Annotated in this window: 24 protein-coding genes; 21 read left to right on the plus strand and 3 right to left on the minus strand. The window is 70.3% G+C overall.

Annotated features, from left to right (window positions below):
* Position 1 precedes the first annotated feature (1 nt).
* Positions 2–1699, minus strand: a complete 1698-nt coding sequence (locus tag MED15_RS11740) for an MFS transporter (RefSeq protein WP_112603701.1) — start codon at positions 1697–1699, stop codon at positions 2–4.
* Between the two features lie 162 nt (positions 1700–1861).
* Positions 1862–3400 (minus strand): aminotransferase class III-fold pyridoxal phosphate-dependent enzyme, encoded by a 1539-nt coding sequence (locus MED15_RS11745; protein ID WP_167457639.1) that lies wholly within the window; start codon positions 3398–3400, stop codon positions 1862–1864.
* Between the two features lie 127 nt (positions 3401–3527).
* On the opposite strand from MED15_RS11745, the gene MED15_RS11750 reads away from it, so the two are divergent.
* The 6 genes from MED15_RS11750 (at position 3528) to MED15_RS11775 (ending at position 10629) form a co-directional block, all read left to right on the plus strand.
* Positions 3528–4553 carry a methyltransferase gene (locus MED15_RS11750; RefSeq protein WP_112603705.1) on the plus strand — a complete coding sequence of 342 codons (1026 nt, stop codon included), beginning with the start codon at positions 3528–3530 and terminating at the stop codon, positions 4551–4553.
* 82 nt (positions 4554–4635) lie between these two features.
* Positions 4636–5754, plus strand: coding sequence for a sensor histidine kinase (locus tag MED15_RS11755; RefSeq protein WP_112581715.1), 1119 nt, complete (start codon positions 4636–4638; stop codon positions 5752–5754).
* Positions 5751–6410, plus strand: a complete 660-nt coding sequence (locus MED15_RS11760; protein ID WP_112581714.1) for a response regulator — start codon at positions 5751–5753, stop codon at positions 6408–6410. The genes MED15_RS11755 and MED15_RS11760 overlap by 4 nt, the downstream gene beginning before the upstream one ends.
* 105 nt (positions 6411–6515) lie before the next feature.
* The gene (locus MED15_RS11765) at positions 6516–8591 is read left to right on the plus strand and encodes a multicopper oxidase family protein (RefSeq protein ID WP_167457640.1); all 2076 of its coding nucleotides are present in this window, start codon (positions 6516–6518) and stop codon (positions 8589–8591) included.
* Between the two features lie 88 nt (positions 8592–8679).
* Positions 8680–9801, plus strand: coding sequence for a ScyD/ScyE family protein (locus tag MED15_RS11770; protein ID WP_112735602.1), 1122 nt, complete (start codon positions 8680–8682; stop codon positions 9799–9801).
* A 129-nt stretch (positions 9802–9930) separates the two neighbouring features.
* A complete protein-coding gene (locus MED15_RS11775) occupies positions 9931–10629 on the plus strand; it encodes a response regulator (protein ID WP_181539555.1) in 699 nt (232 codons plus the stop codon).
* Positions 10630–10645: 16 nt separating this feature from the next.
* Here MED15_RS11775 and metK read toward each other — a convergent pair whose 3' ends face one another.
* Complete coding sequence (gene metK, locus MED15_RS11780; protein WP_112735604.1) at positions 10646–11833, minus strand: methionine adenosyltransferase; 1188 nt, start codon at positions 11831–11833, stop codon at positions 10646–10648.
* 211 nt (positions 11834–12044) lie between these two features.
* On the opposite strand from metK, the gene MED15_RS11785 reads away from it, so the two are divergent.
* From MED15_RS11785 to MED15_RS11855, 15 genes are all read left to right on the plus strand, one after another.
* Complete coding sequence (locus MED15_RS11785; protein ID WP_208646619.1) at positions 12045–12854, plus strand: AfsR/SARP family transcriptional regulator; 810 nt, start codon at positions 12045–12047, stop codon at positions 12852–12854.
* 81 nt (positions 12855–12935) lie between these two features.
* Entirely contained in the window at positions 12936–14198 is a 1263-nt protein-coding gene (locus MED15_RS11790; RefSeq protein ID WP_091394937.1) for a beta-ketoacyl-[acyl-carrier-protein] synthase family protein, read from the plus strand.
* Positions 14195–15415, plus strand: coding sequence for a ketosynthase chain-length factor (locus tag MED15_RS11795; RefSeq protein ID WP_112581710.1), 1221 nt, complete (start codon positions 14195–14197; stop codon positions 15413–15415). The genes MED15_RS11790 and MED15_RS11795 overlap by 4 nt, the downstream gene beginning before the upstream one ends.
* Positions 15412–16470 carry a methyltransferase gene (locus tag MED15_RS11800; RefSeq protein WP_112733818.1) on the plus strand — a complete coding sequence of 353 codons (1059 nt, stop codon included), beginning with the start codon at positions 15412–15414 and terminating at the stop codon, positions 16468–16470. The genes MED15_RS11795 and MED15_RS11800 overlap by 4 nt, the downstream gene beginning before the upstream one ends.
* A gap of 15 nt (positions 16471–16485) precedes the next feature.
* Positions 16486–16812, plus strand: a complete 327-nt coding sequence (locus MED15_RS11805) for an antibiotic biosynthesis monooxygenase family protein (RefSeq protein WP_091394929.1) — start codon at positions 16486–16488, stop codon at positions 16810–16812.
* On the plus strand, positions 16805–18427 hold the full coding sequence (locus MED15_RS11810) for an FAD-dependent oxidoreductase (protein ID WP_112735606.1): 1623 nt from the start codon (positions 16805–16807) through the stop codon (positions 18425–18427). The genes MED15_RS11805 and MED15_RS11810 overlap by 8 nt, the downstream gene beginning before the upstream one ends.
* Positions 18428–18431: 4 nt before the next feature.
* On the plus strand, positions 18432–18773 hold the full coding sequence (locus MED15_RS11815) for a TcmI family type II polyketide cyclase (RefSeq protein WP_112581708.1): 342 nt from the start codon (positions 18432–18434) through the stop codon (positions 18771–18773).
* Positions 18770–19777 carry a class I SAM-dependent methyltransferase gene (locus tag MED15_RS11820; protein WP_244220439.1) on the plus strand — a complete coding sequence of 336 codons (1008 nt, stop codon included), beginning with the start codon at positions 18770–18772 and terminating at the stop codon, positions 19775–19777. The genes MED15_RS11815 and MED15_RS11820 overlap by 4 nt, the downstream gene beginning before the upstream one ends.
* Complete coding sequence (locus MED15_RS11825; RefSeq protein WP_208646634.1) at positions 19777–20241, plus strand: cupin domain-containing protein; 465 nt, start codon at positions 19777–19779, stop codon at positions 20239–20241. Before MED15_RS11820 ends, MED15_RS11825 begins: the two co-directional genes overlap by 1 nt.
* Positions 20238–20495, plus strand: a complete 258-nt coding sequence (locus tag MED15_RS11830; protein WP_091394916.1) for an acyl carrier protein — start codon at positions 20238–20240, stop codon at positions 20493–20495. Before MED15_RS11825 ends, MED15_RS11830 begins: the two co-directional genes overlap by 4 nt.
* A gap of 4 nt (positions 20496–20499) precedes the next feature.
* Positions 20500–20970, plus strand: coding sequence for an SRPBCC family protein (locus MED15_RS11835; RefSeq protein ID WP_112603717.1), 471 nt, complete (start codon positions 20500–20502; stop codon positions 20968–20970).
* Positions 20967–22628 (plus strand): acetyl-CoA carboxylase carboxyltransferase subunit alpha, encoded by a 1662-nt coding sequence (locus MED15_RS11840; RefSeq protein ID WP_112735608.1) that lies wholly within the window; start codon positions 20967–20969, stop codon positions 22626–22628. Before MED15_RS11835 ends, MED15_RS11840 begins: the two co-directional genes overlap by 4 nt.
* Positions 22615–23052 (plus strand): acetyl-CoA carboxylase biotin carboxyl carrier protein, encoded by a 438-nt coding sequence (locus MED15_RS34555; protein WP_112581705.1) that lies wholly within the window; start codon positions 22615–22617, stop codon positions 23050–23052. Before MED15_RS11840 ends, MED15_RS34555 begins: the two co-directional genes overlap by 14 nt.
* Before the next feature lie 4 nt (positions 23053–23056).
* On the plus strand, positions 23057–24442 hold the full coding sequence (locus MED15_RS11850; RefSeq protein ID WP_112735610.1) for an acetyl-CoA carboxylase biotin carboxylase subunit: 1386 nt from the start codon (positions 23057–23059) through the stop codon (positions 24440–24442).
* 82 nt (positions 24443–24524) lie between these two features.
* Complete coding sequence (locus tag MED15_RS11855; protein WP_112603723.1) at positions 24525–26060, plus strand: peroxidase family protein; 1536 nt, start codon at positions 24525–24527, stop codon at positions 26058–26060.
* Positions 26061–26087: the final 27 nt, after the last annotated feature.

Here is a 26087-nt window from a genome sequence, read left to right on the forward strand (position 1 = left end):
GTCACTGAGCGGGCTCGGGCTGGGTGGTCACGTTCCAATCGGGCTTGCTCGCCTCGGCCCAGGGCTCTTCGGGCCGGCGGGGCAGCAGGTAGACGAGAAGGAACGTGAGGATCACGCCGACCAGGACGGCGCCGACGGTCCACTGGACCGCCCGGTTGAAGTTGGTCTCCAGCGCCGACGTGGCCGCGCTGTCGAAGGCCGCGCCGACCGGACCCGGCGCCGAGTCCGCGCAGCCGGGCGGCGTGGCCGTCGGATCCGACGCGCGCGACTGGCGGATGAAACAGTCGGCGAAGGTGGTCGTCGCCGCGCTCGCCTCGGCCGGCGGCAGGCCCGCCGCCACGAGCGATGCCTGGAGCTCCGGGCTCGCCTTCTCCGCGGCGGTCCCCGAGTAGGAGCCGAGCGTCCCGAAGAGGACCACGCCGGCCACCGCGACGCCGATCGCCTGGCCGAGACGCTGGGCGGTGCCGAGCACACCGCTGGCCGCGCCCGCGTCCTGCCAGGGCACACCGGCCAGCACGATCTCGACGCTCGGCGCGATCACCAGGCCCGAGCCGAAGCCGGCGAAGAGCAGGGCTGGCAGTAGCTCCAGGCCGGAACCCCACCAGTGGATCGTGGCGATGATGCCCACCATGCCGACGATCACGATGCCTGCGCCGAGCATCAGGACGCCACGACCGAGCGCCCGGGCGACGTTGTCGGAGATGGCCGCGCCGACCAGTGTGCCGAACGAGAAAGGCAGCAGGATCAGGCCCGTCGTCAGGGCGGACTTCTCCAGGCCGATCTGCAGGTGCAGCGAGAGCGCGAAGAGCAGGCCGATGAAGCCCGCGAAGTAGCAGAGGCTGATGCCGACGCCGGCGGAGAACGAGCGGTGCGCGAAGAGGCGCATGCTCACCAGCGGGACCTGGGCGCGTCGGGCGCGGCGCAACTCCCACACCGCGAAGACGGCCAACGCGGGCAGCGCCGCTGCCATCGAGACGAACGTCCATGCCGGCCAACCCAGGCGCTGGCCCTCGACCAGGGGGACGGCCAGCAGCAGGACGGCGGCCGAGACGAGCAGCATGCCGATCACGTCGAGGCCACCGCGGCGGCCTCGCGACTCGGGCACCAGGATCAGCGCGGCGACGAACGTGGCCAGGCCGATCGGCACGTTGAGCAGGAACACCGGCCGCCAGTCCCAGCCGTTGAGGTCCCACGCGATCAGCAGGCCGCCGAGGAGCGGGCCGCTGGCGGTCGCGATGCCGCCGATGGCGCCGTAGATCCCGTACGCCTTGCCGGTCTCCTTCGCCGGGAACGTGGTCTGGATCAGCGCCAGCACCGGCGGGTTGAGGATGCCGGCCATCATGCCCTGCACCACCTGGAACGCGATCAGCTGGCCGGGTGTGGCCGCGAGCGCCGACGCCGCCGACGCGAGCGTGAACCCCGCGACGCCGATGAGGAACAGCTTGCGGTGGCCGAAGCGGTCGCCGATCCGGCCGGCGGGGATGAGCAACAGGCCGTAGCCGAGCGCGTAGCCGGCGATGACCCACTCCATGGCCGTGTACGTCGACCGGAGGTCGCGCTGGATCGGCGCGACCGCCACATTGACGATCGTCGTGGCCAGCAGAATCATGAATGCCCCGGCCAGAATGACGGCCAGGATCAGCCATCGGCGCGGATTGGGTGGGGCGGCGCTGCGTTCGTCGGTCCAGCTCTCCGTCATCGCGTTCCTCCTGAAGTCGGACGGGGGTCGACAGCGGACCCACCCTTCGACTACACGCCGTCGCGTACGATTAGTCAAGTACGGCTATTTGCGTATGACCTGTACGGCACATGAGGAGGGCCCGGGTCAGGAGCTGACCCGGGCCCGGTGACGCAGAGGTGGCTACGACCAGTTGGAGGAACCCGAACCCCACTCGGAGGACCCGGAGCCCCACGCGGACGTCGCCGGCCACGCCAGGTCGAAGGGGAAGTCGTTGGCGCGGAGCTCCAGCGTGCTCTCCAGCACCGCGTCGGTCAGCCGGTCGACGTCGGCGTCGCTGTGAGCGCCGCCGGCGAAGAACATCGGCATGCCGAGGGTGTAGATGCCGCGCTTGCGCAGCAGCAGCGTGAGGATGAACGTCGCCGGGTTGAGCGCCCGCGAGTAGACCCGGTAGTCGGTGTAGGAGTCTTCCGGCAGGAACTGGAAGCACCCGATGTAGTCGCCGAACCCCACCATGCGCAGCGGGATCCCCTCGGCCGCCCGGAACGCGGCCAGCCGCGCCTGGACCCGGTCGACCTTGGCCTGCAGGTCGGTGTAGTAGGTGGGCCCCTTGTCGCGAAGCAGCTGGAGCGTGGCCAGCGACGCCGCCACCGACAGGTAGTTGCCGGTGTGGCTGCCCTGCAGGCCGGTCTTCTGGCCGAAGTCGGTCCAGGACTGCCCACTGGTCTGCGAGATGTCGAGGATGTCGGCCCGACCACCGATCGCCGACAGCGGCAGCCCGAGCCCGCTGATCACCTTGCCGTAGGTGACGAGGTCGGTCGGGATGTCGAACTTCTGCGCGGCGCCGCCGAGCCCCGAACGGAAGCCCGTCAGCACCTCGTCGAGGATGAACGGCACCCCGAGCCGCCGGGCGGCCACCGCCACCTCGCGGATCATCGGGATCGTCGTCTCCTCGAACGGGAACGACGAGGCGGCCGGCTCGGCCAGGATGCAGGCCAACTCGCCCGCGTGGCGCTCGATCAACTCGACCGCGAGCGCTGTGTCGTTGGGCAGGATCAGCAGGTCGCGCGGCTCGGCCGGGGTTACGCCGGCGAACGCCGAGACCAGCGGAATGCCGTCCTTGCCGATCTCCGGGAACGGCACCGCGGGATGCCCGTGATACCAGGGCGCCGTGTTGTGGACGGCCAGGTCGTGGGACCCGTGCAGGGTGCCCTCGAACTTGGCGACCATCCGCCGCCCGGTGTGCGCACGGCAGAGCCGGATCGCCGACTGGGTGGCGCCCGTACCCGAGTGTTGGAAAGCGAACTTCTCGTTGTGCGGGAGAATCTCCCGCAGCAGCGTCGCCAGCTCCAGCTCCAACGCGTTGGTGTAGCCGTTGCCGGTGCCCTTGCCGAGGTGCTCGCGGACGAAGTCGACGACCGGCGCCGGGTTGTGCCCGTGCAGCGCCTGAGCGCCGTATCCCATGTGGCAGTCGAGGTAGTCGTTGCCGTCGATGTCAGTCAACGTCGATCCGCTCGCGGTGGCCGCGATGACCGGAAACGGCGGTGCCTGGAACGGCCAGAACACGTGCGCGGCGGCGTCGACCGCCCTCAGTTGCTCGACATGCGCGGCCGAGGCACCCTGGCGCGCGCCGATCTCGCCGAACAGCTCGTAGACCCACTTCTGCTGCATGAGGTCCTGAATGACCTCGATCGCTCCGCGCTCCTGGTGGCTGGCGCCCATCGTGTCCCCTTCGCATGGCGGCCGTGACAGGCGCAGCCTGCGCGCGCCCACTCGAACCCGGCTGGAGAACCGGTCGATCGACGCGGCTTCGAGCCGGTCTCGAGCGCCGTCGTCGAAGCTCGCCGCCATGACGGAAAATCGGGTCAATCTCTACTCGCTGACCGACACGATCACGCCGTGGGCAGTGCGGGCCGCGGCGACGCTCGGCCTCGCCGACCTGATCGCCGCGGGCACCACCACGCTCGACGAGCTCGCCGCGGCGACGAAGGCCAATCCCGACGCGCTGCACCGGCTGCTGCGCTACCTCTCGGTCCGCGGCGTCTTCAAGGAGACCGAGCCGCGGGTGTACGCCCTGACGGAGGCCGCCGAGTTCCTCAAGACCGACCACCCCGCCGCCCAGCGTCCCTGGCTCGACGTCGACTCGATGGCCGGCCGGATCGAGGGCACGTTCAGCTCGCTGACCCACTCGATCCGCACCGGCGATGCGGCGTACCCCGTGCGTTACGGCATCGAGTTCTGGGACGACCTGGCCACCAACCCCGACCGGGCCACGTCGTTCGGCGCGCTGATGGCCACCCACGCGAGCTACTTCGACCAGGTCGTCCAGGGCTACGACTGGAGCACCGTCAACCACGTCGTCGACGTCGGCGGCGGCACCGGTGCCCTGCTCACCGAGATCCTCAAGGCCCAGCCGCACCTGCGCGGCACAGTGGTCGACCTGCCGGGCGTCGTCGAGCAGGGCCGGGCCCGGTTCGAGGCGGCGGGCATCGCCGACCGCGCCGAGGTGGTCAGCGGGAGCATCTTCGACCCGCTCCCGGCCGGCGCCGATGTCTACATCCTGTCGAACGTTCTGCACGACTGGAACGACAGTGCCGCCGAGAAGATCCTCCAGCGGGCGGCGGACGCGATCGGCACGACCGGAAAGGTGCTGATCGTGCAGATCCTCGTGAAGGACGAGAACGACAACTTCCCCGATGACCCGGCTCGGCTGATGTTCATCACCCAGATGGACCTGCGCCTCCTCTCGCTCATGGCGGGCAAGGCGAGGACCTGGCGCGAGTACGCCGAACTGGGCGAGAAGGCCGGGCTCCAGGTGGCGGGCAGCACGGTGATCCCCACCGGGCAGACGCTGCTCTCGCTCCGCCGCGGCTGAGCCGACGGGCCCCTTGCTGACGGTTTCCGGTTGGGAAGGGGCCCTCGCTAACGGACCGTGCGAGCGTCGTACCGTTGCGGACATGAACCCGGCCATCAGACGAATCGCGATCGATGCCCTCATCGCGATCGTCGTCGCGGCCGTGGTGGCGGTGGCGATCCGGGTCGCCGACGAGCCCGGCGCCCGGCCGCCGGACGCGCGCGCCTACGCGATCGGCGCGGTGATCGGGCTGCTGCTGGTCTTCCGGCGCCGCTGGCCGCTGCTGGTGCTGGTCGGCTCGGTCACCGCGCTGATGATCTACTACGCGCTCGAGTACCCGGGTATCCCGCCCGCCCTCCCGCTGGCCGCCGCGCTCTTCTCCGTGGCGGCCGCCGGCCGGTTCACCTGGGCGCTCGTCGTCGCCGGGTTCTTCGTCGTCCTTGAGCTGATCATGCGGTACACGCTGCTCGGCGAGGGCTTCTTTCCCGCCCTCTCGGCCACCCTCGAAGAGGGCTCGCTGCTCGCGGCCGTGGTGCTGCTCGCCGAGACGATCCGCACCCGCCGGGTCCGGCTGGCCGAGGCACAGCAGCGTCTCGCCGTGATGCGCCAGGAGCGTCAGCACGAGGTCGCCCAGGAGCGACTCCGCATCGCCCGCGAGGTCCACGACGTACTCGGTCACACGATCGCCGCCATCAGTGTGCAGGCGAGCCTCGCCGACGACATCTTCGACAGCAAGCCGGCCGAGGCGCGGGCGGCACTGCGGAGCATCCGGGGCGCGGCACGCGACGCCATGCACGAGGTCCGCTCGGCGATCGGCATGCTCCGCGACGCCGGGGAGGTGCCCGATCTGGCCCGAGTCTTCGCGGTCGCCGAACAGGCCGGCGTGAAGGTGCGGTCGGGGATCGCCGGCACCCCGCGCCCGATCCCACCGGAGGTGGCGCTCTCGGTCTACCGGATCGTGCAGGAGTCGATCACCAACACGGTCAAACACGCCGAAGCGTCGACCGTCGACGTCACCATCGCCTACGCGGGTGACGCCGTCACTGTGGAGATCGTCGACGACGGGGTCGGGTCCGGGGCGAGCCAGCGGGGGCACGGGGTGGCCGGCATGCGGGAACGGGCCACGGCCGCCGGTGGGTCGCTTGAGGCCGGGCCCCGGCCGCAGGGCGGGGGGTTCCGAGTGGCCGCGCGGCTGCCGGTCGAGGTGGAGGAGACAGCGTGACGATCCGGATGGTGCTGGCGGACGACCAGACACTCGTGCGGGCCGGCTTCCGGGGCCTGCTCGACCACAGCGACGACCTGGAGGTGGTCGGTGAGGCGTCCAACGGCGCCCAGGCTGTCGAGATGGTCGCCGCGACCCGGCCGGACATCGTGCTGATGGACGTGCGAATGCCGGTGCTCGACGGCGTGCGGGCCACGGCCGCGATCGTCGAGCGGTTCCCGGCCGTGCGGGTCATTGTCCTGACCACCTTCGAGCTCGACGAGTACGTCTTCGAGGCGCTGCGCGCCGGCGCGAGCGGGTTCCTGCTCAAGGACATCGAGCCCGACGAGCTGCGCCAGGCGGTGCGGGTGGTGGCCGGCGGCGACATGTTGATCTCGCCGCGGGTGACGAGCCGTCTGGTGAGCGCGTTCGTCAGCAAGGTCGCGCCGACACCGGTCGACGGCGGCCGGCTGGCGGTGTTGACCGACCGCGAGCGCGAGGTGATGAGCCTGGTCGCCAGCGGGCTGACGAACGAGGAGATCGGGCGTCGCCTGTCGATGAGCCCGGCCACGGCCCGTACCCACGTCCACCGGGCCATGGTCAAGCTCCGCGTCCGCGACCGCGCGCAACTCGTCGTCCTCGCCTACCAGACGGGGCTCGTCGCGCCCGGCAGCTGACTACGGCACTTGTTTCGCAGGCGGTGCCGGCTACGGCGATCGCCGTACCCACCGGCCGTTCCTACGCGGATGCCGTGGGGTGCGCATCCTTCGTATGTTGGCGTCATGTTTGAGGTCGGAGAGAACGCCGATGGGATCCTGGCCGGGGTCCTGTTCCTGATCTGGCTGTCCGCGGCGATCCTCGCCACGCGGCTGGCCTGGCGGCCGACGCCCGAGGCGCTGCGCAAGAGCGCCCGTCGGCTGCTGCGTCTGCTCGTCGCCGCGCTGGTGGTGCTGGTCGTCAAGTGCGTCGCGATCGGGCTGATGCTCGCCGTCGACTGGATCTTTGCCGACAACCGCGTGATCGTGCAGATGCCGCTCCTGCTGCTGCCGATGCTGGCCGTCGTCATCTGGACCGTGCCGGGCCTGCGCGCCCTGGCCAACCGTGACGACGCACCGGTCGACGTCGAGACGCGCTCCGCCGCCGCCGATCCCCGATTCGTCGTGCCGGTCCAGGTGACGGCCGTGGCGACGGTCATTGGTGTCTACTTCGCGTACGTGTCCCGTCCGGTCCCGTCCTACCTCGACGACATCGCGACCCACGCCGCGCCGATCCTGCTGTCGGTGTTGGTGCTGTGGTTCTGGCAGGGGCGTCGCCTGCGGGTCGTCACCGCTACCGACTTCGCGCGCCGGGGCCGGCGTGCCAGCGCCCTGCGCGCCACCGCACAGGCCGCCGTCGTGGTGCTCGTCGTCGCCGCCGGCATCACCTACGTGGCCCAGAGCAGCAGGCTGCCCGACCGCATGTCCATGACGTCCCACGACAACGTCGACTACGGTGGCGGCCCCTCGATCGGTCACGGTGGTCACGGCGGGACCTCGGTCGACGACCTGCGCGGGCCGCGGACCGGCAAGCCCAACAAGGCCTTCACGCTGACCGCGAAGAACGCAACGGTACGGCTCTCGTCGGGCACCGAGATCAAGGCGCTGACGTACAACGGACAGTCGCCCGGGCCGGAGCTGCGGGTCCGCGAGGGAGACCTCGTCGAGGTGACGCTGCACAACGAGATTCCCGACGAGAACGTGACCATCCACTGGCACGGCCTCGACGTCCCCAACGGTGAGGACGGCGTGGCCGGCGCGACGCAGAACGCGGTGGAGCCGGGCGGCAGCTTCACCTACCGGTTCATCGCCGAGCAGGTCGGCACGTTCTGGTACCACACCCACCAGAACCCGCTCGAGGCGATCCGGCGGGGTCTGTTCGGCGCGCTGATCGTCGAGCCGCGCGACGGCCCACCCCCCGGCGAGCGTGACTTCGTCGTGCAGGCCCACGAGTGGCGTACGCCGGACGACAACATCGTCTCGTTCGGCACCAGCGACACGCTGCAACGCCAGGAGGTCGCCCCGGGCACGCCGGTGCGACTGCGCCTGATCAACACCGACAACAACCCGTCCACCGACAGTCGGCCGCGGGCTCTGACTGTCAACGGCACGCCGGTGCGGGTGGCGGCGATCGACGGGGTCGACGTCAACGGCCCGACCCCGCTGACCGACCCGCGGTTCGGGCTGGCGACCGGTGGACGCTACGACGTGACGTTCACGATGCCGGCGGGCCCGGTGCGCCTGACCGACCTCGCCAACCGCGACGGCGGGCTGGTCCTGGCGCCACCGGGTGACACCTCGACGCCGAAGATCGTCGACGACGGGGACCACTTCGACCCGCTCTCGTACGGTTCTGGCGGCTCCCGGCCCTTCGACGCCGGCTCGTCGTACGACCGCTCGTTCACCCAGCTCCTCGACGACCGGCTGTCCTTCTACAACGGAGGGCTCCACCTGGTGCCGATCATCAACGGACACAGCTTCCCCGACACGCCGACGCTGATGGTTCGGATGGACGACGTGGTCAAGGTGCGGATCGTCAACCGCAGCCACCAGAACCACCCGATGCATCTGCACGGCCACCACGCGTTGGTGCTGTCCCGCAACGGGGTCCGCGCGACCGGGTCGCCGTGGTGGATCGACAGCCTCGACGTGATCCCCGGTGAGATCTACGAGATCGGCTTCAAGGCGGACAACCCGGGGCTCTGGATGGACCACTGCCACAACCTCGACCACGCGGCCAACGGCATGGTGATGCACCTCGCCTACGAGGGCGTGACATCCCCCTATGAGCTGGGGCGCGGCACTCCCAATCAGCCGGAGTAGGCGGACCTGTCGAGCCTTCCTCCACCGGGCCTCGAGGCAACGACGGCAGCGTCGTTCGCATCCGAACCCCGCATGCTGAGGAGAACCCATGCTCGACGCGATGCGACGAACGTTGTCGCTGGCTGTGCCGCTGGTACTGGTGGCCGGCATTGCCGCGCCCGCCACTGCGGCCACCTCGACCACTGGGCGACTGACCGTCGTCGCCCGCAACCTCGACAACCCTCGCGGTGTCGCCATCGACCGGGCCGGCACCGTCCACGTCGCCGAGGCCGGGCTCGGCGGCGACGACGTGTGCATCCCCGGCACGTTCGGCACCAACCTCTGCTACGGCTCGACCGGTGCGATCACGGCGGTCCGTCACGGCTGGCAGAAGCGAGTCGTGACGGGTCTGCCGTCGCTGCGGAGCACCGGCGGCGGCTTCTCCGTCTACGGGGCCCACGACCTGGCCTTCGACCGGCAGGGCAAGCTGCTGGTGGCGATGGGCTACAGCACCGACCCGGTCTCGCGCGACCTGCTCGGTGCGGCCGGGGCCACGATGGGGACGGTCCTCCGGGTCGAGGGGAAGCGCCGCTGGTCGGTCGTCGGCGACCTCTCCGCCTTCGAGGGGCAGAACAACCCCGACGGGGTCATTCCGGAGAGCCAGCCGTACGCCGTGGTCGCCGACGGGCGTGACGTCTACGCGCTCGACGCGGCCGCCAACGACGTGCTCAAGATCGACCGCCGTGGCGTTGTCACTGCCGAACATGTGTGGCCACAGGAGCAGGTTCCTGCGCCGCCGGAGTGGGGCCTGCCGCCTGGCTCGACGACGCCGATCCAGTTCGTGCCGGTCACCATCACCCGCGGGCCGGACGGTGCCCTCTACATCGGACAGCTGACCGGGCACCCCTTCCCGAACGGCGGCGCCCGGGTGTGGCGGCTGGTGCCCGGGCAGGAGCCGACCATCTTCGCGACCGGCTTCACCAACATCATCGACATCGCGTTCGACAAGCGGGGTCGACTGGTCGTGCTGGAGATCGCGAAGAACGGGCTCAGCTCCGGGGACTCCACCGGTGCGTTGATCCGGGTGGAGCGCGACGGTAGCCACCGGGAGCTGGCGAGCACCGGCCTGGACTCCCCGATGTCGTTCGCCATCGCTTCCGACGGCAGCTTCTACATCGCCAACAAGGGCCTCGGCATCGGCGAGTTGGTCCGTCTGTCCACACGAGACTGACAGACTCGCACGGCGATCGTGGCGTTCTTCGTGTCGGGAGGACGCCACGATGGCTGTGGTGTCACACGTCCGCGATACGGTGCCAATCGTGTGCACGCTGGCGGCGGGGGATGGGGTCTGGGGGTTAGGTTGACGCGGTCCGACGGCGGGTCTCCCGCCGGCGCCACCACCATCCTCATAGTCGACGACCACGCTCTCGTCCGCGAGGGGCTGCGCTGGGTGCTCGAGGTGCACGCCGACCTCGACGTGGTCGACGAGGCGGGCGACTCGGCCACCGCGGTCGCCAAGGCGGCGTCGGAGCGTCCCGACGTGGTGTTGCTCGACGTCGAGATTCCCGGCGACGACCCGGTGGTCACGGTGCGCCGCATCCGTGAGGTGTCGCCCGACAGCGCAGTCGTCATCCTCAGCATGTATGACAGCCCCGACCTGCTGCGCCGTCTGATCGCCGCCGGGGTGCGCGCCTACCTGCTCAAGAGCGTGGGTCGTGAGGAACTGGTCGCCGCGATCCGCAAGGCGCGCGACGGCAGCGGCTCGGTGCTGCTCTCGGTCTCCGGTCAGAGCCTGGTGCAGGTGCAGAACGCGGAGTCCGCCATTCTGTCCCCCGTCGAGCTGGAGATCCTGCAACTCGCGGCCGAGGCGATGACCAATGCCCAGATCGCACGGCGACTCGACCTGACCGAGGCCACTGTGAAGAGCCATTTGCGTCGAATCTTCGCGAAGCTCGGCGCGGTCTCCCGCATCGACGCGGTCAACAAGGCGGTGGCAGCGTCACTGGTGACGCTGCCACACGACCGGTTGGTGCCACGCCCGCGCCGCCCGCCGTTCTAACGGTCGGCGACTTTCCTCAACAGGCGGCCTTGAGGTCGGCGGCGCGGTCCGTGCGCTCCCAGGTCAGGTCCGGGAGTTCACGGCCGAAGTGGCCGTAGGCGGCCGTCTGCTGGTAGATCGGACGCAGGAGGTCCAAGTCGCGGATGATCGCCGCCGGGCGCAGGTCGAAGACCTCGCCGATCGCCTTCTCGATCCGGTCGAGCGGCACCGTCTCCGTTCCGAACGTCTCCACGAACAGGCTCACCGGGTGGGCCTTGCCGATCGCGTAGGCCACCTGCGCCTCACACCGTTCGGCCAGGCCCGCGGCGACCACGTTCTTCGCCACCCACCGCATCGCGTACGCCGCCGAGCGGTCGACCTTCGACGGGTCCTTCCCCGAGAACGCGCCACCACCGTGCCGGGCGTACCCGCCGTAGGTGTCGACGATGATCTTCCGTCCGGTCAGGCCGGCGTCGCCCATCGGGCCACCGATCTCGAACCGCCCCGTCGGGTTGACCAGCAGCCGGTAACCCTCGGTGTCGAGGTCGAGCGCCTCCAGCTCCGGCGTGATCACGTGGTCCCGGATGTCGGGGGCGAGCAGTTCGTCGAGGGAGATGTGGGCGGCGTGCTGCGTGGAGACCACTACGGTGTCGAGCCGGACCGGGCGTAGGCCGTCGTACTCGACGGTGACCTGGGTCTTGCCGTCCGGTCGCAGGTAGGGCACGGTGCCGTCCTTGCGGACGGCGGCCAGCCGACGGGCCAGCCGATGGGCCAGCGCGATCGGAAGCGGCATCAGCTCCGGCGTCTCCGAGCAGGCGAAGCCGAACATCATGCCCTGGTCGCCGGCGCCTTGGGAGTCGAGCCCACCGCCGGACGAACCGTCGCGCAGCTCGATCGCCGTGTCGACGCCCTGCGCGATGTCGGGCGACTGGGCGCCGATCGAGATGCTGACGCCGCAGGATGCGCCGTCGAAGCCCTTCTTCGACGAGTCGTACCCGATGCCCAGAACCGTTTCCCGCACGATGCGCGGGATGTCGGCGTAGGCCTGCGTGGTGACCTCGCCCGCGACGTGGACCTGGCCGGTGGTGATCAGGCTTTCGACGGCGACCCGGCTGTGCGGGTCCTGCGCCAGTAACGCGTCGAGGATCCCGTCGCTGATCTGATCGGCGATCTTGTCGGGATGACCTTCGGTGACCGACTCGGAGGTGAAGAGGCGGCGCGACATGTGTGACTCCTAACCCGAGGGGCGTGGGGGCCCGGCGAGTCTTCCCGCCCCTGGTGGAGGTTGCCTGGAGGAAGCATCGAGCGATCAAAGGGGTATCCGCCGTACAACTTTCGACACGCATCGATCCTCGGAAGAACCCGCGATGTCGCTACCTGCGGTCGTTCCGACACGCCCCGCTCATCCATAGCTTGAGAACGTCTCGACGAGTGCTATGGGGAATGGGGGGACCACTGTGGTCAGGTACGAGATCCTCGGGTCGCTGGAAGTGATCCACGACGGCCGGATCTGCACGCCGACGCCGCCGAAGGTGCGGACCGTGTTGGCGCTGCTGGTGATGCGGGCCAATCGGGTCGTTCTGGTCGACTCGATAATCCGGGAGCTGTGGGGTGACGATCCGGCGCGCAGCGCCGTCACCACCGTGCAGACCTACATCTACCACCTGCGCAAGCTCTTCGCGAAAGAGGGGATTGAGACCCCGGACCGGACCGTGCTGGAGAGCCGTGCCCGCGGCTACCTGCTCAGGGTGGAGCCGGGCCAGCTCGACGCCGAGGTGTTCGAGACGATGCTCGACCAGGGCCGCTCGCACATCGAGTCGGACCGGCCCGAGGAGGGCGCCGAGGTGCTGCGGCGGGCGCTGGCCATGTGGACGGGGCCGGTGGGCGCCAACGTGACGTTCGGGCCGGCGTTGGAGGCGCACGCCATCCACCTTCAGGAGCAGTGGATCCGTGCGCTGGAGCTGCGCATCCAGGCCGACATCACCCTCGGCCGCCACCGCGAGCTGATCGGCGAGCTGCGCTATCTCGTGGGCACGTACCCGCTCAACGAGTGGTTCCACCGCCAGCTCATCGTGGCGCTCAGCCGCTCGGGGCGCCGTGGCGAGGCGTTGCAGGCGTACCACCACCTGCGCCGGGTGCTCAGTGAGGAGTTGGGCCTGGACCCTTCGCCTGACCTCCAGCGGCTCCAGCGGGAGGTGTTGGCAGCCGGCGGGCCACTGCGCCCGGGGCTTGCCAGGGCCTCGTGACAGGCCCTCGACCGACGCTCCAGCGCCGTTCGACCGGCCGTCCCTAGCTTTCACACGGACATCGCGGCCAGGAGGTCTTCCATGACGAGCACATCCGACCGTCGGGTGGTCATCACCGGGATTGGCGTCATCGCCCCCGGTGGACTGGGCACCAAGGCGTTCTGGGAACTGTTGACCGCTGGCCGCACGGCCACCCGTACCCTGTCGTTCTTCGACGCCACCCCCTTCCGGTCGCGGGTGGCCGCGGAGGCCGACTTCGACCCGGTCGCCGAGGGCCTGTCGCCGCAGGAGGTCCGCCGGATGGACCGGGCGGCCCAGATGGCCGTGGTCTGCACCCGGGAGGCGCTGGCAGACAGCGGCTTCGAGGTCGCCGACCCGACCCGGGTCGGCGTCAGCGTCGGCACGGCGGTCGGGGCCACGATGAGCCTCGAAGAGGAGTACGTCGTGGTCAGCGACGGCGGCCGGAAATGGCTGACCGACCACCGGTACGCCACCCCGCACCTCTACGACTATCTGGTGCCGAGCTCGTTCGCCCGTGAGGTGGCGTGGTCGGTCGGGGCGGAAGGTCCGGCGACGGTGGTCTCCACCGGCTGCACGTCGGGCCTCGACTCGGTCGGTCACGCCCGGGAGCTGATCCGGGAGGGCTCGGCCGACGTGATGATCGCCGGCGCGACCGACGCCCCGATCTCGCCGATCACTGTGGCCTGCTTCGACGCGATCAAGGCGACCACGGCCCGCAACGACGACCCGACGCACGCCTCGCGGCCGTTCGACAACAGTCGCGACGGGTTCGTTCTCGGCGAGGGTTCGGCGATGTTCGTCCTCGAAGAGCTCGAACACGCCCGCCGGCGAGGTGCCCAGATCTACGCCGAGCTGGTCGGGTTCGCCTCGCGCTCCAACGCCTTTCACATGACCGGCCTGCGGCCCGACGGGCGGGAGATGGCCGAGGCGATCCGCGTCGCGCTCGCCGATGCCCGGCTGCCCGGCGACGCCGTCGACTACATCAACGCGCACGGCTCGGGTACGAAGCAGAACGACAGGCACGAGACGGCGGCGTTCAAGCGGAGCCTCGGCGATCACGCGTACCGCACCCCGGTCAGCTCGATCAAGTCGATGATCGGCCACTCGCTCGGTGCCATCGGCTCGATCGAGATCGCGGCGTCGGCCCTGGCGATCAAGCACGGGGCGGTGCCACCGACGGCCAACCTGCACGAACGCGACCCGGAGTGCGACCTCGACTACGTGCCGCTCACCGCCCGTGAGCAGCAGACCGACGTGGTGTTGAGCGTGGGCAGCGGGTTCGGCGGCTTCCAGAGCGCGATGCTCCTGGCGCGTGTGGCATGACCACTGTCGTCACCGGGGTCGGGGTGGCAGCGCCCAACGGGTTGGGCCGCGACGCCTTCTGGGCGGCCACCGTCGCCGGGGTGGGTGGCATCGGGCCGATCAGCCGTTTCGACCCCTCGGGTTACCCCGCCCAGTTGGCCGGCGAGGTTCCCGGATACGAGGCGGCCGATCACATCCCGAGCCGGCTGATGGCGCAGACCGACCACATGACCCGGCTGTCGCTGACGGCGGCGCAGTGGGCGCTGGCCGATGCGTCGGTCGACCCGTCGGCGCTGCCCGAGTTCGGCATGGGTGTCGTCACGGCCAGCGCGTCGGGCGGCTTCGAGTTCGGCCACCGTGAGCTGGAGAAGCTCTGGAGCAAGGGTTCCGAGCACGTCAGCGCCTACCAGTCGTTCGCGTGGTTCTACGCAGTCAACACCGGCCAGATCTCGATCCGCCACGGGATGCGTGGGCCGACCGGGGTGCTCGTCACCGAGCAGGCGGGTGGGCTCGACGCGGTGGCACAGGCCCGGCGCCAGGTGCGCAAGGGCGTGCAGCTCGTGATGACCGGCGGTGTCGACGCGTCGCTCTGCCCGTGGGGCTGGACGGCCCAGCTCGCCAACGGCCTCCTCAGCACGGGGCGCGATCCGGCCACGGCGTTCCTGCCGTTCGACGCCAACGCGTCGGGTTACGTGCCGGGCGAGGGCGGGGCGATCCTCGTGCTGGAGGACGAACACGCCGCTGCCCGGCGCGGGGCCGCCGTCTACGGGGTGATCGCCGGATACGGCGCGACGTTCGACCCACGGCCCGGCTCCGGCCGCCCACCGGGACTGCGTCGGGCGGCCGAGATGGCAGTGGCCGACGCCGGTCTCACACCGGCCGACATCGACGTCGTCTTCGCCGACGGCGCCGGTGTCGCGGAGCTCGACCGCGTCGAGGCCGAGGCGATCACCGCGGTCTTCGGCCCACGCGGGGTGCCGGTGACCGCGCCCAAGACGATGACCGGCCGGCTCTACTCGGGCGGGGCGGCGCTCGACCTCGTCTCCGCGCTGCTGTCGATCCGGCACGGAGTCATCCCGCCCACCACCAACATCCGCCAGCCGGCCGAGGGCCTGCACCTCGACCTGGTGCGCGACGTCGCGCGGGAGACACCCGTACGCGCGGCGCTCGTCCTCGCCAGGGGCTACGGCGGGTTCAACGCGGCCATGGTCGTGACCGACGAAAGGAATGGACGATGACCGACGCCAGCCTCGCCGCCGTCGCGAACTTCGACGAGCAGCAGGCACTTGACCTGCGTGAACGGCAGATCGCGGTGCTGGGAAGCGCCAAACAGATCGCCAACGTGATCTACGTGGTCACCGAGCTCGGCGTCGCCGACCTGCTCGTCGACGGACCGGTGCCGGTCGCCCAACTGGCGGCGGCGACCGAGTCGCACGAGGACGCGCTGCGGCGGATCCTGCGCGCGGCCTCCGCTGTCGGCATCTTCGACGAGCAGGAGGACGGGTCGTTCGCGCTGACCCCGCTCGGTGAGGGGCTGACGTCGGCCCGGATCGGCGGGCTGCGGCCGATGGTGCAGTTCAGCGGGGCCGACTTCAACCGCCTCCCGTACGCGGAGATCCTGCACAGCGTCCGCACCGGCGAGCCGGCCTTCAACAAGGTCTTCGGCATGGGCTTCTACGACTACCTCCAGGCCCACCCGGAGGCCAACCGGTTCTTCGAGGGCTTCATGGCCCACTGGAGCCGGCGGCTCGCCGACCGGTTCGCGGCGGAGTTGGCGCCCGAGCGGTTCGGCCGGATCGCCGACATCGGCGGCAGCAACGGCTACTTCCTGGCCAAGATGCTCCAGCGTCACACCGAGGGCACAGGTGTTCTCTTCGACCTGCCCGAGGTGGTGGCCGACGCAGAACCGCTGCTCAAGGAGCACGGTGTCACCGAGCGGGTCGAGGTGCGGGGCGGCGACTTCTTCACCGACGAACTGCCGGCGGGTGCCGACGCGTACATCCTGAAGTCGATCGTCCACAACTGGCCGGACGACACCTGCGTCACGCTGCTGCGTCGGATCCGCGCGGCGATCGGCGACGCCGACTCCCGCCTCATCGCGATCGACCAGATCGTGCCGCCGCGCAACCAGTGGGACCACGCCAAGATCATCGACATCGACATGCTGGTGCTCTTCGGCGGCAAGGAGCGCGACCTCCGGGAATGGCAGGCGCTGTTCACCGCGTCCGGTTTCGAGCTGGTCAACACCCCCGCATCCCGCGGCTGGGCCCTGCTCGAAGCGCGTCCGATCTAGGAAAGGAAGCCCGCAATGGCACACATCGGCATCGACCAGCCGGTCGTGACGATGGTCAACATCTTCACCGTCGAGCCGGCCAACCAGCAGAAGCTCGTCGACATCCTGATCGAGGCGACCGACGCGGTGATGTCCAAGGTCGACGGGTTCGTGTCGGCGAACATCCACGCCAGCCTCGACGGGACCCGGGTCGTCAACTACGCGCAGTGGAAGAGCGAAGAGCACTTCACCGCGATGCTCCAGAACCCCGAGGTCCACCCCCACTTCGGCGAGGTACGCGCGATCGCCACGCCGGAACGCCACCTCTACAAAGTCGTCTACACGGAGGACGCTCATGTCTGACGGAAGCACCGACGTCCTGATCGTCGGCGGCGGCCCGGTCGGCCTGTCGACCGCGCTCTTCCTGGCCCGCAAGGGGATCCGGCCGATCCTGGTCGAACGTCGGCCCCGGCTGTCGACGATCCCCCGCGCGACAGGTCTGCACGCCCGCACTGTGGAGATCTTCCGCACCGTCGGCCTGGAACCGGCCGTGCAGCAGGCCGGCATGAAGATCGTCGGGCCGGGCGCCGAACTCGACCTCGTCCGCGCCGGCCGCGCCACGCCACTGGTCATGCTCGGCGCCCAGTCCCTGGCCGACCTCCACAAGTCCTTCGTCATGGAGGCGCACGACGTCGACTACGACAAGTTCACGCCGAGCTGGCCGATCTGGTGCGGCCAGGACCACTACGAGCCGCTGCTCCACGACGCCGCCGTCGAGGCGGGCGCGGAGATCCGCTTCCAGAACGAGCTGGTCGGGCTGACCCAGGACCAGGACGGGGTGACCGCGACCGTCAACGACAACGGCACGACACGCACCATCCGGGCGCGCTACGTCGTCGCGGCCGACGGCGTGAAGAGCCCTGTCCGGAACATGCTTGAGATCGGAGACCGCAGCAACGGTGTCGCCGGGAACTTCGTCAGCATCATCTTCCGCGCCAAGGTCGACCTGCCCGAGTCGGCACCCCGGTTCACGCTGATCTACCTGATGAACCAGCTGGCCCAGGGGCTGCTGCTCTTCATCGAGCCGGGGCGGTGGATGTTCGGCGTCAACTACTACCCCGAGCGGGGGCAGTCGCCGGCCGACTTCACCCCGGAACGCTGCGTCGAACTGGCCCGGATCGCGGCCGGCGACCCCGAGCTGGAGGTAGAGGTCGAGTCGGCCCAGCCCTGGGACGCACGGCACATGGTCGCCGACGCGTACCAGTCGGGGCGGGTCTTCCTCGCCGGCGACGCCTGTCACGCCCACCCGCCGGCCGGCGGCTTCGGCGTCAACGCCGGCATCCAGGACGCGCACAACCTGGCGTGGAAGCTCGCCGACGTCCTTGCGGGGCGGGCCGACGAGAGCCTGCTCGACTCCTACGAAGCCGAGCGTCGTCCGGTCGGCGCGGCGACCGCCGACCAGGCATGGATGCTCTTCCGCACCCGGGGTCAGCTCGCCGACGAGGACAAGGCCGCCTACCGGGACTTCGTCATCGTGACGATGGGCTACCGGTACACCTCCAACGCGATCGTCGGCGCGCCCGCCGACACCGAGCTGCTGCCCCGCGAGCTGACCTTCACCGGTCAACCCGGGTCGCGTGCCCCGCACGGCTGGGTCGACCACGACGGCGCGCGGGTCTCCACGATCGACGTGCTGACCGAGGGCTGGACGCTGGCCACGGCCCCCGGCGACGACACCTGGCTCGCGGCGGCCGAGGCGGTCTCCGCGGAGACCGGGCTTCCGATCAAGGCGCTGACCGCCGGCCCCGACGGTGACCTCGCCGACGACGGCTCGTGGCTCGCGAGCTGTGGCGTCGGCCCCGGCGGGGCGCTGCTGGTACGCCCCGACGGCATCGTCGCCTGGCGCAGCGCCGGCCCGGTCGACGACCAGGCGCAGACCCTGGCCGCCGCCCTGGCCACGATCCTGCGGGGAGCGTGAGCACATGTCCTACCGCGCCCTCATGGTCATGCGGATGGCCCCCGGTCACGCCGACGCGGTCGCCGAGCTCTTCGCCGAGCACGACAAGGGCGACATGCCCTACGTCGTCGGCATCTCGCGGCGCACGCTCTTCCAGTACCAGGACCTCTACATGCACCTGCTCGAAGCCGACACCGACGTCTTCGACAAGCTCCTCGCGGCCCGAGCCCGCGCGGACTTCCAGGAGGTCAACCGGCGCCTCTCGGCCTACCTGCAGCGCTACGCGCCGGACAGCATGACCGAGTTGCAGGACTCGAAGGCCACGCCCTTCTACACCTGGAGCCCCGAGACAGGGAGCATCACGTGACGCTGACCCGCCGCGACATCAACGACATGATGCAGGCATACAAGAAGACGAGCCTGCTGCGTACCGCTGTCGAGTTGGGCGTGTTCGACGCGCTCGCCGCGGGCCCGGCCACGGCCGGCGGGCTCGCTCCGAAGCTCGGTATCCACCCGCGGGGCGCGCGCATCCTGCTCGACGCCCTCACCGCGATCCGCCTCACCGACCGGACCGGCGAGCACTTCTCGCTCACCTCGGCGGCGGCCGACCACCTGGTCAGCACCCGTCCCGACTACCTGGGCGGCATGGTCAAGGTGATGTCGAGCGACTGGGAGTGGGACGCGCTGCGCGACCTCAGCGCCGCCGTTCGGGCCGGCGGCACCGTGCTCGACGTGCACGCCGAGACCCCGGAGTACACCTACTGGGAGGACTTCGCCGCGTACGCGACGAAGGTCGCCCAGCCGACCGCCGAGGTGATGGCCGAGGCGCTCGCGCCGTGGACGAAGGAGCGCGCCGAACTCGACATCCTCGACGTCGCCTGCGGCCACGGCGTCTACGGCTACACCCTCGCGCAGCACAACCCGCAGGCGGCGGTGACCTCGCTGGACTGGCCCAACGTGCTCGCCGTGACGGAGAAGCACGCCGAGCGGCTCGGCGTGCGAGACCGGGCGTCGTTCCTGCCGGGTGACATGTTCACCACCGATCTCGGCGGCCCCTACGACGTCGCGCTGCTCACCAACGTCACCCACCACTTCTCCGAGGAGCGGGTGCACGAGCTGGTGAAACGGCTCGGTTCCGTGGTCAAGCCGGGTGGCCGGCTGGTCATCGTCGGTTTCACCACCGGCGACGAGTCGCCGGCACTGGACCCGGCGCCGTACCTCTTCTCGGTGCTGATGCTGGTCTGGACCTTCGAGGGGGAGTCGCACTCCGTCGCCGCCTACAACCGGGCCCTCGCCGCGGCGGGCTTCGGCCCGGCCACCGTCCACCCGACGGACCTGCCGTTCCGAGTGCTCGTCGCAGAGAAGGGATGATCATGCATCGGCAACCGATCGTGAAGGTCGCCGCCACCGACGTGCCCGGCATCAACCGGATCGGCGGCGAGGTGCGGATCCTGCTCAGCCCGAAGACCGTCGACGCGACGGAGGGCTTCATGGGCACGGTCCGCCTGGAGCCGGGCGAGTTCCTGGCGGAGCAGTACAACCCGTACTCGGACAAGTTCTGTTATCTGGTGCGCGGCGAGGTCGTGATCCGGGTCGACGGCGCGGAGGTCAAGCTCGCTGCCGACGAGGCTCTCATGGTCCGTCGCGGCCAGCGGCACCGCATCGTCAACGCCGGTGGCGAGACCGCGCTGATCGTGTTCCAGATCAGCCCGCTCGCGCCGCGCCCCGAGTTGGGCCACGTCGACACCGAGGAGGTCCCGCACCCCGAGTCGCCGGTGCCGCAGGTCGGCGGCGTGCGCGACGGGTGGCAACGACCGACGGGAGGAAACTCATGAGCCAGCTGACCCTCGACGACCTGCGTCGGATCCTGGAGACCAGTTCCGGTGTGGTCGAGCAGACCGACTGGGCCGATCCGGCGACGCTCGACGCGCCGTTCGACGACCTCGGCTACGACTCGCTCGCGCTGTTGGAGCTGGCGGCGCGGGTGCAGCAGGAGTACGAGGTGCGCATCCCCGACGACGCCGTGTCGATCATGAAGACGCCGCGGCTCGCCGTCGACTACGTCAACCAACGACTCGCGGATCGGTGACCCCATGGCCGGACACACGGACAACGCGGTCGTCATCAACGCACCGTTCGACCTCGTCTGGGACCTGACCAACGACATCCCCAACTGGCCGTCCCTGTTCAGTGAGTACGCCAGCACCGAAGTGCTCTCGACGTCCGCCGACGGGGCCGTCGTCTTCCGCCTGACCATGCATCCCGACCCGGCCGGCCGGATCTGGAGCTGGGTCTCCGAGCGGGTGCCCGACCGCACCGACCGGGTGGTGCGGGCACGGCGGCTGGAAACCGGCGCCTTCAAGTACATGAACCTGTTCTGGGAATACACCGAGATCCCGGACGGCGGCGTGCGGATGCGGTGGGTACAGGACTTCGAGATGCGGCCGGGCGGGCACGCCGACGACGAGGGCATGACCGCCCACCTCAACCGGACCACACGTGAGCAGCAGGCACGCATCCGGGAGATCGTGGAGAAGGCCGCGGCCGAACGCGGGCAGTCATGACCGCCACCGTCAACATGCCCGTCGGCAAGAGCTGGTTGATCTGCCCGGGCTGCCGGGCGCTGCTCTACCAGCGTCGGGTCGAGCGCAACCTGGGCGTCTGCCCGGAGTGCGACCACCACGACCAGGTCACCGCACACCAGCGGATCGAGCAGCTCTTCGATCTCGACTCGGTCGAGGAGCTGCCGCCGGTCGGTGCCTTCGGTGATCCGCTCGGGTTCGTCGACACCGTGCCCTACCCGCAACGGATCGAGGCGGCCCGCCGGCGCACCGGGCTCGACGAGGCGGTCGTCTGCGTCCGGGGCACTGTCGAGGGACAGCCGTTGATCGCGGCGGTCATGGACTTCCGGTTCCTCGGCGGCAGCCTCGGCACGGGCGTCGGCGAGCGGATCACCCGGGCCGCCGAGTTGGCGCTCGAAACCCGTACGCCGCTGCTGATCGTCAGCGCCTCCGGCGGCGCCCGGATGCAGGAGGGCGTGCTGTCGCTCATGCAGATGGCCAAGACGAGCGCGGCGCTCGGGGCCCTCGACGAGGCTGGGGTGCTGACGATCTCGCTGGTCAGCGACCCGACCTACGGTGGCGTCGCGGCATCGTTCGCGACGCTCTGCGACGTCATTCTCGCCGAGCCGGGGGCGCGCCTCGGCTTCGCCGGCCCGAGGGTCATCCAGCAGACGCTGCGTCAGCCGCTGCCGGCCGGCTTCCAGACCGCCGAGTACCTTTTCGCCCGCGGCATGCTCGACGACCTGGTGCCCCGGTCGAACCTGCGGTCGACCATCGGCCGGTTGCTGGCCTTCACGGGCGCCGACCGATCCGCGCCGGATCCTTACCCGGTACGGGCCACCGCGGCCCCCGAGTCGGCGGACCCGTGGGCGGTCGTGGCGCTGTCCCGCGATCTCGGTCGGCCATCCACACTCGACTACATCGGCCACTTCGTGGACGGTTTCGTGGAGCTGCACGGCGACCGGCTGGCGAGTGACTGCCCGGCGATCGTCGGCGGCGTCGGTCTGATCGACGGCCGGCCCACAGTGGTGATCGGCCACCAGAAGGGCCACACGGTCGCCGAGGTGGCCAGCCGCAACTTCGGCATGGCGACACCGGCGGGCTATCGCAAGGCGGCCCGGCTGATGCGCCTGGCCGAGAAACTCGGCACGCCGATCGTGACGCTGATCGACACCCCCGGCGCCTACCACGGCATCTCGGCGGAGGAGAACGGGCAGGCCCTCGCCATCGCCGACAACATTCGGATGATGGCCGGGCTGACGGTGCCGGTCGTCGCCATCGTGACCGGCGAGGGCGGCAGCGGAGGCGCGCTCGCCCTCGGCGTCGGCAACCGGGTGCTGATGCTCGCCAACGCCACGTACTCGGTGATCAGCCCGGAAGGCTGCGCCGCGATCCTCTGGAACGACTCCGGTCGGGCCGACGAGGCCGCCGCGCAGCTCAAGCTCCAGGCCGGCGACCTGCTGGCGCTCGGCATCGTCGACGGGGTGGTTCCCGAACCACCCGGCGGGGCACCGGCCGATCCCGGGGCGACCGCGTCAGCCGTACATCGGGCGGTTGTCGACGCGCTTGCCGAGTTGGCCGGTCTCAACCGCGAGGAGGTGCGGGCCCATCGCCGGGCCCGCTTCCGACAGATCGGAGGTTTGACGAATGCCGGAGGGTAACGCCGACCCGCTGGATGCCGCGGTCCGCAGTCTCGCGCGGCTGATCGGGTCGACGCCAGGTCCGGTCCGCCGCGCCCGGCTCCAGCACGGCGATCTGGTGGTCGAGGTGGAGTGGCCGGACGGCGCACCCGGGCTGGCGGCGGTCCCGGCGGTTCCGCCGGTGGAGGCCGACGCCGGTCTGCACTACGTGTGCGCGCCGATGGTCGCGACGCTCTACCTCGCGCCCTCGCCCGGCGCTGACCCGTTCGTCAGTGAGGGCGACCAGGTCGTGCCCGGCCAGCAGGTCGCGATCCTCGAAGCGATGAAGATGATGATCCCGGTCGAAGCCGACCGCGCGGGCGAGGTCGTGAAGGTGCTGGTACCCAACGCGACCCCGGTCGAGTACGGCGAACGGTTGATCGCCTTAGCTGTGTCGGAGGGCTGACCCAGTGTTCGAGTCGGTGCTGATCGCCAACCGTGGCGAGATCGCGGTCCGGATCGCCCGGACCTGTCGGGAGATGGGGCTGCGTACCGTGGCGGTCTACTCGACCGTCGACCGGGACTCGGCGGTGGTGCGGCTGGCCGACGAAGCCGTCCAGATCGGGCCGGGTCCCAGCCGGCGCAGCTACCTGAGCGCTCCCGCCATCATCGAGGCGGCCCGCCGCACCGGGGCCGACGCCATCCACCCCGGCTACGGATTCCTCTCCGAGGACCCGGACTTCGCCGAGATCTGCGAGGCCGACGGGATCACGTTCATCGGGCCGCCGCCCGCCGTGATGGCCGCGCTGGGCGACAAGGCCCGGACGCGGGGCATCATGGCGGGCCTCGGCCTGCCCGTACTCCCCGGCACTACCGACGCCGTCGAGTCGGCGGCCCACGCCCGCGCGGTCGCCGACGAGATCGGCTTCCCGCTGATCATCAAGGCGGTCGCCGGTGGCGGCGGTCGGGGCGTACGGGTCGTCCGCGACCCGGCCTCGTTCCTGGGCGAGTTCGCCGCCGCACGGGCCGAGGCGCAGCTGCTCTTCGGCGACAACCGGGTCTACATCGAGCGCTACCTCGAGTCGGCCCGGCACGTCGAGGTGCAGGTGCTCACCGACCGCTACGGCAACGGCATCCACCTCGGCGAGCGCGACTGCTCGGTGCAGCGGCGTCACCAGAAGCTGATCGAGGAGTCGCCCGCGCCCGGGTTGCCGCAACACATGGTCGACCGGATGACCGCCGCCGCGGTCACCGGCGCGCTCGGTGTCGGCTACGTGGGCGCGGGCACCTTCGAGTTCCTGGTCGGCGGTGGGGACGACTTCCACCTCATGGAGGTCAACTGCCGGCTCCAGGTCGAACACCCGGTTTCCGAGCTGGTGACCGGCGTCGACCTGGTGCGGCAACAGATCCTCGTCGCGGCCGGCGAAAGGCTCGGGCTGACCCAGGCCGACGTGACGCCGCGCGGCACGGCGATCGAGTGTCGCCTCAACGTCGAGGACCCGGCGCGCGGCTTCGTACCGACGCCGGGTGAGCTGACCCGCTTCGACCTGCCCGCCGGCCCGTTCGTCCGCGTCGACACGCACGGGTACGCCGGCTACCGGGTTCCGGCCGACTACGACTCCCTCCTCGCGAAGGTGGTCGTCTGGGCGCCCGACCGCACCCAGGCCCTGTCCCGGATGGCCCGCGCCCTCGACGAGTGCGCCGTCGAAGGGCCAGGTGTGGCCACCACCCGCGACTTCCTCCGATCGACGCTCGACCATCCGCTGTTCCGCGCCGCGAAACACGACACCTCGCTGGTCGACACAATGCTCACCGGCCTCCAGCCGGACACCACCGAAGCTCCAGGGCGCCACTAACCGAAGGGTTCACACTGCTGCCGGTTCGCGGGTTTGCGGCCCGTGCGTCCACGCGGGCGCCCGCGGACGGAAGGTGGCCGACATGGCAATTGACAACGCTTCTCGAGGTGTCAGCCGACGGCGATTATTGGCCGGAGTCGGCGCGGGGGCGCTCGTGGCCGGCACCGGGGGAGTCCTGCTCGACGCGACGCCCGCGGCGGCCGCGTTCTCCAACCGGTTCGGCCGGATGTTCCCGTCGCTGCCGGCGTTCGGGTCCGCGACGACCCAGATGCGGAACGCGCTGATCGACCTGTCGCGCGTCGGCGGCCCGATGGATGCCCGCGACCCGCTCAACGTCGGTGCGGAGGCGCTCGCCGACCAGCAGCAGCACAGCATCAACAACCCCGACAACTTCTCGATCCCGCAGGGCATGACGTATTTCGGGCAGTTCGTCGACCACGACCTGGCCTTCGAGACGACGGCGCCGCTGGGTACGCCGGTCGACCCGACCACGGTGCCGAACCCCCGGACACCGGCCCTCGACCTCGACTCGCTCTACGGTGGCGGACCGACCGGGAACCCGGAGCTGTACAACTCCGCCGATCCCGCCAAACTCAAGATCGAGTCGGGCGGGCGCTTCGAAGACCTGCCGCGCAACTCCAGTGGCAGGGCTGTCGTCTTCGACGTCCGCAACGACGAGAACCTGCCGATCGCGCAGATCACTGCCGCGTTCATCCTCTTCCACAACCGGGTGGTCGACCTGGTGCGCGCACAGGGCACACCGGCGGCACAGGTCTTCGGCGCCGCCCGGCAACTCGTCACCTGGCACTACCAGTGGATCGTGCTCAACGAGTTCCTTCCGCTGATCGCCGGCCCAGGCGCGGTCTCCACAGTGCTCAACGGAGGCCGCCGGTTCTACCGGCCCGAGCCGAACGCGACGTTCATCCCGGTCGAGTTCACCGCGGCGGCATTCCGCTTCGGCCACAGCCAGCCACGACCGGCCTACCTGGTCAACCGCACCGGCAACGGTGGCGACGAGTTCTACGCCATGCTCTTCGACCCGGCGCTGAGCGGTGCCGACCCGGCCGACCTGCGCGGCGGGAAGCGGGCTGCCCGTCGCTACCTCGACTACCAGTTCTGGTTCCAGTTCTTCGACGGCCAGGTGCGCTGGAGCAAGTGGATCGACGTACGCAACTCGACGCCGCTGTTCGGCTTCCCGCTGCCACCGCCACCGTCCGGCTCGCCGTCGGCCAACCTGCTCGGACGTGACCTGCTCCGTCAGCTCACCTTCGGCATCCCGTCGGGTCAGCGGATCGCCGCCCACATCGGGGCGCCCGCACTGGGCAGCTTCAACTTCCCGGAGCTCAGTGGGTACGGCCTCGGCCTGGACTCGAACACCCCGCTCTTCTACTACATCCTCAAGGAGGCACAGCTCCAGGCCGGCGGAGGTTCGTTGGGCGCGGTAGGTGGACGGATCGTGGCAGAGGTGCTCATCGGCATCGCCCAGCTCGACCCGGCGAGCTACCTGAAGGTGCAGCCCAACTGGCGTCCGACCCTGCCGGCCCGCTTCTCGGGCCAGTTCACGATGGCCGACCTGCTCACGTACGCCCGGGTCGACCCGGCCAGCCGCAACTCCTGACGGCGCCTGCTCCGCACCCGGGCCCGG

The organism is Micromonospora noduli (genome assembly GCF_003264475.1).
Classification (GTDB): Bacteria; Actinomycetota; Actinomycetes; order Mycobacteriales; family Micromonosporaceae; genus Micromonospora; species Micromonospora noduli.

Bases quoted from the DNA above. Each gene is read 5' to 3' on its own strand.
- MED15_RS11785 (WP_208646619.1), top strand. From the start codon at position 12,045: ATGGGGAATGGGGGGACCACTGTGGTCAGGTACGAGATCCTCGGGTCG.
- MED15_RS11840 (WP_112735608.1), top strand. From the start codon at position 20,967: ATGACCGCCACCGTCAACATGCCCGTCGGCAAGAGCTGGTTGATCTGC.
- MED15_RS11805 (WP_091394929.1), top strand. From the start codon at position 16,486: ATGGCACACATCGGCATCGACCAGCCGGTCGTGACGATGGTCAACATC.
- MED15_RS11810 (WP_112735606.1), top strand. From the start codon at position 16,805: ATGTCTGACGGAAGCACCGACGTCCTGATCGTCGGCGGCGGCCCGGTC.
- MED15_RS11745 (WP_167457639.1), bottom strand. From the start codon at position 3,400: ATGGGCGCCAGCCACCAGGAGCGCGGAGCGATCGAGGTCATTCAGGAC.
- MED15_RS11755 (WP_112581715.1), top strand. From the start codon at position 4,636: ATGAACCCGGCCATCAGACGAATCGCGATCGATGCCCTCATCGCGATC.
- MED15_RS11800 (WP_112733818.1), top strand. From the start codon at position 15,412: ATGACCGACGCCAGCCTCGCCGCCGTCGCGAACTTCGACGAGCAGCAG.
- MED15_RS11765 (WP_167457640.1), top strand. From the start codon at position 6,516: ATGTTTGAGGTCGGAGAGAACGCCGATGGGATCCTGGCCGGGGTCCTG.
- metK (WP_112735604.1), bottom strand. From the start codon at position 11,833: ATGTCGCGCCGCCTCTTCACCTCCGAGTCGGTCACCGAAGGTCATCCC.
- MED15_RS11770 (WP_112735602.1), top strand. From the start codon at position 8,680: ATGCTCGACGCGATGCGACGAACGTTGTCGCTGGCTGTGCCGCTGGTA.
- MED15_RS11830 (WP_091394916.1), top strand. From the start codon at position 20,238: ATGAGCCAGCTGACCCTCGACGACCTGCGTCGGATCCTGGAGACCAGT.
- MED15_RS11815 (WP_112581708.1), top strand. From the start codon at position 18,432: ATGTCCTACCGCGCCCTCATGGTCATGCGGATGGCCCCCGGTCACGCC.
- MED15_RS34555 (WP_112581705.1), top strand. From the start codon at position 22,615: ATGCCGGAGGGTAACGCCGACCCGCTGGATGCCGCGGTCCGCAGTCTC.
- MED15_RS11795 (WP_112581710.1), top strand. From the start codon at position 14,195: ATGACCACTGTCGTCACCGGGGTCGGGGTGGCAGCGCCCAACGGGTTG.
- MED15_RS11740 (WP_112603701.1), bottom strand. From the start codon at position 1,699: ATGACGGAGAGCTGGACCGACGAACGCAGCGCCGCCCCACCCAATCCG.
- MED15_RS11750 (WP_112603705.1), top strand. From the start codon at position 3,528: ATGACGGAAAATCGGGTCAATCTCTACTCGCTGACCGACACGATCACG.
- MED15_RS11835 (WP_112603717.1), top strand. From the start codon at position 20,500: ATGGCCGGACACACGGACAACGCGGTCGTCATCAACGCACCGTTCGAC.
- MED15_RS11855 (WP_112603723.1), top strand. From the start codon at position 24,525: ATGGCAATTGACAACGCTTCTCGAGGTGTCAGCCGACGGCGATTATTG.
- MED15_RS11790 (WP_091394937.1), top strand. From the start codon at position 12,936: ATGACGAGCACATCCGACCGTCGGGTGGTCATCACCGGGATTGGCGTC.